General features: G+C 64.2%; 6 protein-coding genes. 2 read left to right on the top strand and 4 right to left on the bottom strand.

All coding sequences use genetic code 11. From position 1 onward, the window contains the following. The first annotated feature begins 77 nt into the window (after nucleotides 1-77). Nucleotides 78-1,523, top strand: a complete 1,446-nt coding sequence (locus ACFTZB_RS39755; protein ID WP_378440549.1) for an aldehyde dehydrogenase — start codon at nucleotides 78-80, stop codon at nucleotides 1,521-1,523. Nucleotides 1,524-1,720: 197 nt separating this feature from the next. Next, a complete protein-coding gene (locus tag ACFTZB_RS39750) occupies nucleotides 1,721-3,388 on the top strand; it encodes an AMP-binding protein (RefSeq protein ID WP_378440546.1) in 1,668 nt (555 codons plus the stop codon). Nucleotides 3,389-3,510: 122 nt separating this feature from the next. Here ACFTZB_RS39750 and ACFTZB_RS39745 read toward each other — a convergent pair whose 3' ends face one another. The 4 genes from ACFTZB_RS39745 to ACFTZB_RS39730 form a co-directional block, all read right to left on the bottom strand. After that, nucleotides 3,511-4,659 (bottom strand): LuxR C-terminal-related transcriptional regulator, encoded by a 1,149-nt coding sequence (locus ACFTZB_RS39745; protein ID WP_378440544.1) that lies wholly within the window; start codon nucleotides 4,657-4,659, stop codon nucleotides 3,511-3,513. Next, the gene (locus ACFTZB_RS39740; protein WP_378440542.1) at nucleotides 4,656-5,735 is read right to left on the bottom strand and encodes a response regulator transcription factor; all 1,080 of its coding nucleotides are present in this window, start codon (nucleotides 5,733-5,735) and stop codon (nucleotides 4,656-4,658) included. The genes ACFTZB_RS39745 and ACFTZB_RS39740 overlap by 4 nt, the downstream gene beginning before the upstream one ends. Before the next feature lie 208 nt (nucleotides 5,736-5,943). After that, nucleotides 5,944-7,008 (bottom strand): extradiol ring-cleavage dioxygenase, encoded by a 1,065-nt coding sequence (locus ACFTZB_RS39735; protein ID WP_378440540.1) that lies wholly within the window; start codon nucleotides 7,006-7,008, stop codon nucleotides 5,944-5,946. A 118-nt stretch (nucleotides 7,009-7,126) separates the two neighbouring features. Further along, complete coding sequence (locus tag ACFTZB_RS39730; RefSeq protein WP_378440538.1) at nucleotides 7,127-7,942, bottom strand: IclR family transcriptional regulator; 816 nt, start codon at nucleotides 7,940-7,942, stop codon at nucleotides 7,127-7,129. Nucleotides 7,943-8,131: the final 189 nt, after the last annotated feature.

The following is an 8,131-nucleotide window of genomic DNA, read 5'->3' as shown; positions in this document are numbered from 1 at the left end:
AATCCGTGTAAGCCACCGTCCGAATTCACGACTCGGCAACAAAGCACCGCAACCCAGATAGACGAGAGGAACCAGTCATGACCACGAACAACAATGCCTTCTTCATCGGAGGCGAATGGCATGCGCCCACCTCGAGTGGCGTGATCACGGTGGTCTCACCCAACGACGAACAGGTGGTCGGCCACGCCCCCGACGGCGTTGAAGCCGACATGGATGCCGCCGTCGGCGCCGCACGCCGCGCATTCGACGACCCGGCCGGGTGGTCGCAGTGGGAGCCGGCGCGGCGAGCACAGGCGCTGGGGCGCCTGGCCGATGCGCTGGACAAGCGCGCAGCCGAAATGGTCCAGGCGGTGAGCTCCCAGAACGGCATGCCCGTCGCCGTCGCCGAGAAGTTGGAGGCGGTCTTCCCGCAGATCCTCCTCCGCTACTACGCCGGACTGATCGCAAACGACAGCTTCGAGGAGACGCGGCCGGGTCTCCTCGGCGGATCGACGCTCGTCACCAAGACCCCGATCGGCGTCGTCGGCGCCATCGTCCCGTGGAACTTCCCGCAGGCTCTCGCCGCCTTCAAATACGCTCCGGCTCTCGCTGCAGGGTGCACGATCGTCATCAAGCCGTCCCCCGAAACAGTCCTCGACAGCTACGTCCTCGCGGAAGCAATCGAAGAGGCGAACCTGCCGGCCGGCGTGATCAACATCGTTCCCGGCGGTCGCGAACTGGGCGCGTACCTGGTCTCGCATCCCGGCATCGACAAGGTGGCGTTCACCGGGTCGTCGACTGCCGGCCGCAACATCGCCGAGGCCTGCGGCCGACTGCTGCGGCCGGTCACGTTGGAACTCGGTGGAAAGTCGGCGGCGATCATCCTCGACGACGCGAATCTGGATCTCGCCACCGTCGGCGAGCAGCTGTTCGGGGCGACCATGTTGAACAACGGCCAGGTCTGCTACCTCGGCACCCGCATCCTGGCACCACAGTCGCGCTACCAGGAAGTGGTCGACACGTTCAGCGCTCTGGCCGGGTCACTGACCGTAGGAAGTTCCCTCGAACCCACCACGATGATCGGACCGATGGCCAGCGCCCGGCAGCGCGAGCGGGTGGAGTCCTACATCGCGAAGGGCAAGGGCGACGGCGCCCGCATCACGGTCGGTGGTGGGCGCCCCACCGACCTCCACAAGGGATGGTTCGTGGAACCGACGATCTTTGCGGACGTCGACAACAACTACAGCATCGCCCAGGAAGAGATCTTCGGCCCGGTGCTGTCGATCATTTCGTACCGCGACGACGAGGACGCCGTCCGCATCGCGAACGACAGCGACTTCGGTCTCGGTGGCACCGTCTTCACCGCTGATCACGATCACGGTGTCGCCGTGGCCCGGCGTATCCAGACCGGAACGATCGGTATCAACGGCTACCTTCCCGATCCGACGGCACCCTTTGGTGGTGTCAAAGCCAGTGGTCTCGGGCGCGAATTGGGTCCAGAAGCCCTGTCCGCCTATCTCGTGCCGAAGTCGATCTACTTGTGACGCGCGGGTGCGGGCGCGGCACACTGCGGGCCCGCACCTTCCGCACACTCATCTCAACGGGATATTTTCCTCACCCCGGAGGATGAAAAGAAGTCCGTTTCGTACCTTTCCTCCCCTCCCGGTCGGCATTATGGTTTGACCAAACACTTCGGCCTGTCTCCCGACGAGGAAAGGCACCTGAAAGCAAGGATCCGCACATGGATGTCATGGAACACGCGGGAGCGATACTCCCCGAGGACCGCTACAGTGCGAGCACCCTCGAGGCGTTCCGATCGAACGGGTACTGGCGCGACGAGAGCCTGACCCAATACGTGGACCGGTGGGCGGAGACCGATCCGGACTTCGTCGCCGTCACCGACGGCTACGGAACTCTCACGCGCGGCGAACTTCGAGCGCAGGCGTACCGTCTCGCGGCCTCCCTGCAGACGCTCGGCGTCGAACGGGGTGACCGCGTTCAGGTCCAGTTGCCCAACTGGAACGAGTTCGTCGTCATCTATGTGGCACTCGCCCGGATCGGCGCCGTCCTCGTGCCGACCATGCCGGTGTACCGGCACGACGAGGTGCGCTACGTACTGGAGCACTCCGGAGCCAAAATCTCCTTCGTCACCGAGGAATTCCGCAAGTTCCGATACACGGACATGCTCGCCGAGGTGCGCAAGGATGTACCCGGACTCGAACAGGTCGTCGTCGTGCGCGGGACGGCAGGCGCCGACGAGATCGTCTTCGATGACCTGATTGCCGGCGACGATGCACCCGGCGACGACGAACTCGGACCACCACCACCCGCCGATGCCGCTCACGCCATCATCTACACCTCGGGAACCGAGTCGCGGCCGAAAGGCTGTCAACATACCTTCAACACACTGTCTTTCACCGTCCACGGGCTCGGCGGGCAGGTGATGGGGCTGAACCCGGACGACGTGATGTTCATGCCCTCTCCCATCACCCACGCGACAGGCCTGGCCGTGGGAGTGGCGACTCCGTTGATCCTCGGAAGCGGGATCCACCTTCTCGACGTGTGGGAGCCCAACGAGGGACTCCGGCGTATCGCGGAATTCAAGACGACAGTGAGCATGGCCGCGACACCATTCCTCCAGATGGCACTCGGGGCCATCGAATCCGGTGCCGACTACGACGTCAGCGCGATGCGACTCTGGGTCAGCGCCGGCGCACCGATACCCGAAACCCTTCTTCGGAAATGGAAGACGGCACTACCTGACTGCACACTGTTGCCGGTATACGGCAGTAGCGAAGGACTGCTGGTGACGGCAGTGCGTGTCGACGATCCCCTCGAGAAGGTGCTCTCCTCAGACGGGCGTGCGTTCGATGGTGTCGGTCTCGAGATCCGCGACGAGGAAGGCACCACCGTACCGGCCGGCGAGGAGGGCCAGATCTTCTACGGAGGACCGGGCATTTTCCTCGGGTACTGGCGCGACCCCGAGCGCACGGCCGCGTCGGTCGACTCACGTGGGTTCCTTTCCTCGGGTGATCTCGGCCGCGTCGACGAAGACGGCTATCTGCGGGTCACGGGACGAATCAAGGACCTCATCATCCGCGGCGGCATGAACATCTCGGCGCGGGAGGTGGAGGAGCACCTCCTGGCGCACCCGCGCATCACCGCGGCTGCAGCTGTGTCGATGCCCGACGCGCGTCTAGGCGAGAAGGTATGCGCCTTCGTCGTTGCCAACGGTCCCGGACCAACTCTCGACGAAATTGCCGACTTCCTGCGCATCGAGCGCAAGGCCATGGTGCAGAAGATTCCCGAGAAGCTGGTAGTCGTCGATCAACTCCCCACCACCGCGACCGGAAAGATTCAGAAATTCCTCCTCCGCAAGCAAGCTGCCGAAGCGGTTGCCGGCGACTAGATCCCGACCAGGACACAGGACCGTCCCCTTTGCCGAGGCAAGGGGGGCGGTATTCGTGTATGTGGTGAGTCCGTCACCTACCAAGATGGTCTGCCTGCGCGCGTGAGACTTTCGGCACCTGTTCACCGTTGGCCGGTCATCGCCAGATAGCGGTAGATCGCCTCGGACCGGTTCATGGCGCCCAGCTTGCGAAGTATCTTCTTGACGTGCGTCTTCACCGTGAAGATGCTGATGACGAGTTCGTTCGCGATCTCGGCGTTCGATGCGCCCCGGACCAGCAACGTGAACACCTCCCGCTCACGCGTCGTCAGCGATTCCAGCGCGGCGGGATTCAGATCGTCGTGGGGCGTACCAGGCAACGCCGAAACCTGCTCGGCCGAGGTCTCGTCGAGGAAACTGACATCCGCGTGTTCGAGAAACTCGGCTTCGCGGGCTTCCTGTTGCAGGCGTTGGACGATCACATCCTTCTGTTCACTGAGGCGATCGGCCAGCATCGCCCGTTCGAACAACGTCCCGAAACCGCGGGCATACGCCCCGAGCATGTCCCGGACCACAACGTTCACCGGGTCCCCGGAAGGTCGACTGCCGTGCACGAGACCGATGACACCGGTCGACACGGTAATCGGGGCAACCACATAGGAGTCGGCGGCGAGCATCTGCGCGACCTCGGCACTCGGCCGAACGTCAGCGTTCGGCCCGGCGAGTACCGCGGATCTGGTCTTACACGCCCGGCTCTCGGCTGATTCGAAACCGAGGGGTAACGCCTGCAAGGAACTCAGGACCTCGTCCGACCTCGTCGAGCTGTGGAGCTCGAGCGCCGTCCACGAGCCGTTGTGCACCTCGGACAGGAGTATCCGGTCGAGTCGCGCTGCATTCGCAGCCTCGAAGCAGATTCGTTTGCGAAGACCGGCAACGGACTCCGAGCCCCGCAGCCGCCGGATCGCGCTGGCGAACTCGGCGGGTTGCACGATGTGCCCCGGGCCCTCGCGCACTGTGCGAATCCGGCTGCGCGTGTCCTGAAGGTCGACGATGAGGCGACCGAGCGCTCGTTGCTGCTCGGGGCCGAGCTCGGGGAACGTCGCAAGTGCCGATTCGGTGGCCTCGTCGAGGAGCGCCATCTGAGTACCGAGCGAGACAATGCGGATCTCGTGGGAGCGGGGGCCGACGCCGTACTCGTCGCGCAACCGATCGAGGAGAACGATGACCGCGTGTGACAACTCGCGGTCGGTCGTCGACCTGACGGTCGCTCGCCCCTCCGTCTTCCCTGTCATCGCGCTCGTCGGGCCTGACTCGAGTAGAGAGCCGTCGCCGCGGCACGAGTCGGTGCGTGCAGTTTCTTGAGCACGGATTTCACATGCGACTTCACGGTGCCCTCGGAGATGACCAGCGCCTGTGCAATCTGATTGTTGGTGGCCCCGGTTGCCAGGTGGGACAGGATCTCGCGCTCCCGGACGGTCAGCACACTGTTGATCTCGAGCACCCGATTCTCCCCGGGATCATCGCTGGAACTCTCGACCGGCGCGGCGGCCTGATGCGAGAGAATCGCATCCGCCTTCGAGATCCGGTCCAGCATCGTCTGGGTTGCGTCGAACGACTCCTCCACCCGGGCACGCTGCAGTTGAATTCGATGCTTCAGCACCGCCTGCTCGTACACGATGGCCAGAATGGTCGCGAAGGTGTCCAGCCGATCCCGGTCGTCGGGATCGAGAACATGCTCCGACCCTGGCCGGTCGGCGTGGAGCAGTCCGATGACCTTGCCTGCGGACATGACCGGCGCCGCGACGTATGCCGACGACCGGGATCGGCTGACGATCTCCTTGTGTGTGCGGTCGTCGTCGGCCGGGGCAGCGACCAGCGCGGGAACCCGGCGTCGGACCAGCTCGGTTTCCAGAGGCGCTTCGGCCAGGGACAACACCGCAGAGTCGACGTAGTCGGAGAAATCGAGAGGCGAGCCGTCGAGCTCGGGCCGCAGATAGAGACGGCGAGGCTGCCACAGAGAACCGGACACAGCGGAGACCATCGAGCGCGCGAAGGGCAATTGTGTACACACCACCTCCGGTGCCGCCTCGATGATCTGTCGCGGGGAAAGTCCCCGAAGCGTCACCGCAGCGTCGTGCACCTCGCCCAGCTCCGCGATCCGGCGAATCGCCTCGGTTCTCGCCAACTGCTCCTGAACACGTTCGATGTCGACGAGAACCCGGCAAGCGTCTCCGATATCGGTCTCGGCGAGCCGCCCCTCGGTCAGCGCGTCGACGAGGCGACCTCGTGCCGCTGCAAGAGACACCGACAACGTGGGAGAGTCGGCGTCGGGGTTGAGCTCGTGGTCGACCAATAGCTTCTCGGCCATACCGATACAGTCCGCTGCTTGGTGCACGAGATCCGCTCGATCAGGATCCTTTGACGTCTTCGTCCAGCTCACCTTCTCGTCACACCTCCGGCCGCATCGGCGCACCACTCGACATGTTTGTTGTGACTGGCATCACTCTGCAGTGTAGCCCGATCTCCCGGCTATCGTCCAATGGTATGACCGATCAGCTGATTGCGTGTACGCTGATCTACCCCGAGTACACGGCAAATGCCTTGTTGGAGTTGAAGACGTCGGTCACCACGAGATCCGACCAGTCACGGCGCAAGCCCAGCTCCTCGACCGCACCGAGCATACAGAACCAGTTGAGAATTTCGTGCTGGCCGGCATCGACGACCTCTGCGCTGGTGTAGTTGCGCATCAGCGCGAAGTCGTCCTCGCGCAGCGCCTTGTATATACGCAGGTCGGCTTCGGTATCGGGACGCATGTGCCACAGCTTGTCGGCCAGGAAGGCGTGCGACCAACTCGAGGAGGCGACGAACGCCACCCTGAGATCGCGGTCGCGGAAATGCTGCGCGACCGCCCGGCCGACTTGGAAACACCGTTCCGGCGTCGGACCCGAGGGGTCGAGAACCTCCGATTCGATGTCGGCGAACCTCGCCAATCCACCTTTACGCGCGATGGCGTGCTGCCCATAGCAATTGACCGTCATCGGGATGAACGGATACGATATCTCGGCGCCGGCGTTGGCGTAGTCGAGGAACAATTGCGTATTCAGGATCGCGTGCGGAAAATGTGCGGCGGTGCGCTTCTTGTACGAATAGGCCATGTCGAATCCGCGCTCGATCAAGCCGTCGGCGAGTGTCCTGGCCCCCGACGCGTCACCATGCATCATGATCTCGAAATCGTCCGGCTTCCCCCAGAAGTTCGGACTGCCTCGCTCGTTCATCACCTCGAAGGCGGGCACCTCGAGGTCTCCGTAGGCGAGCACGCAGAACGGTGGCACCACCTCCTCGCGAAAATTCTCGTACTGGTCGTCGCCCCACACCACGAGGACGTCGGGCGCGAACTCGTCGACCGCGTCACGCACCCGAGCCAGATTCGCCACCAACTCCCCACGATGCGCCGCTGCGGCGGCGGTTCCACCGTCGTCGGACCACTCACGACGCATACGGTCCGGCCAGTGGGCCGGGTCCTTCTCCTCGACGGGGATGTCCGGGTCGGTAAGAGTCCATCGCAGCAGACCTGCCATGTGCTCGTCGGTTCCCGCCAACAGCGGGTAGTGGGTCATGCCGAGAGCGAGGAAGTCTCCCATTGGCCGTCCTTTCTGAGGTGGCGCCTCGGCGCCGTCACACGCGCCGCGGGTATCGCTCCCCATCGTGTGACGTGCGCACGCCACACGCACAGCAAGTTCCAGTGCCCGGAACGCGGCGTCAGTCGTCGAACGGAAAGAGATCCGCCCTACCCTGGGCGAGCATCTGGGTGGTGTCACGGCAGATGCGGTGAGCAGTCAGTTTGACGGCGTTGATCACCGACTCCGAGACCTCCTTCGCCGAGTCGAACTGAACGGCGACGGCACCCATCGGCCGGCCCTTGATCAGCACGGGCGCGGCGATGTTACCCAGGCCCAGAACCACCCCGTCCTTCTGCACTGCAACTCCCGACACCCGAACGTGCTTCAACTCGTGGCGAATTCGGACCGGATCCGTGATCGACTTCGGGGTCAGTCCGACCAGAGGTCCGGCCAGCAGTTCGGTGAGTTCCTCTTCCCGCAGATGCGCCATCATCGCCCGGCCCATCGCGGACAGGTGCGCGGGGATCCGGGTGCCCACCTCCCCGATGGGTCGCGCGTGGTTCACCGCGAACAGCGCCTGCAGCACGACGACTTCGTTACCCCTGAGGACGCCGAAGTGCACGGATTCCTTCGACCAGGCCTGCAATTGCGCCAAGTGCGGCAGCGCAACCTCGCGCATGCCGTCCACCGGCATGGAAGAAACCAGCCGTAACAGCCGGATACCGAGCCGGTACCCCGCGCCGTGTTCCTCGATCACCGCCAGCTCACCCAACCGCTGCAGCAATCTGTGCACCGTCGACTTGGGCAGGCCCGTCTTTCTGCTGATCTGTGTCAGGGTCAGAACCCGATCGCGCTCGTTGAACGCATCGATGATCGAGAACGCCTTCGCCAGGATCGAAGGCGGGGAACTCCCCGCACCGCCGGTGTCGCGCTTGTCTTCTTCCATTTGCATCATCGGGCCTCCGCAATCTTCGCTCCGCCGACCCCGCGGAAATCCACTGTAACGGCGGTCACAGCGCGCTGACATTCAGGGTACGTTCCCGCCCGATTGGTTCCAGCCTTCGGAACAACAGCGGCCGCAACCGCACCGAGACCCTAACGTTCCCTCCGTCCGGCTTGCCCGACGACGCGGGCAGGCCGGACG

Origin of the sequence: Rhodococcus sp. NPDC057014 (assembly GCF_042673295.1) — a bacterium.
Lineage (GTDB): Bacteria > Actinomycetota > Actinomycetes > Mycobacteriales > Mycobacteriaceae > Rhodococcus_F.
The sequence above is the reverse complement of the archived record's forward strand: the minus strand, read 5'-3'. Positions and strand labels throughout refer to the sequence as shown.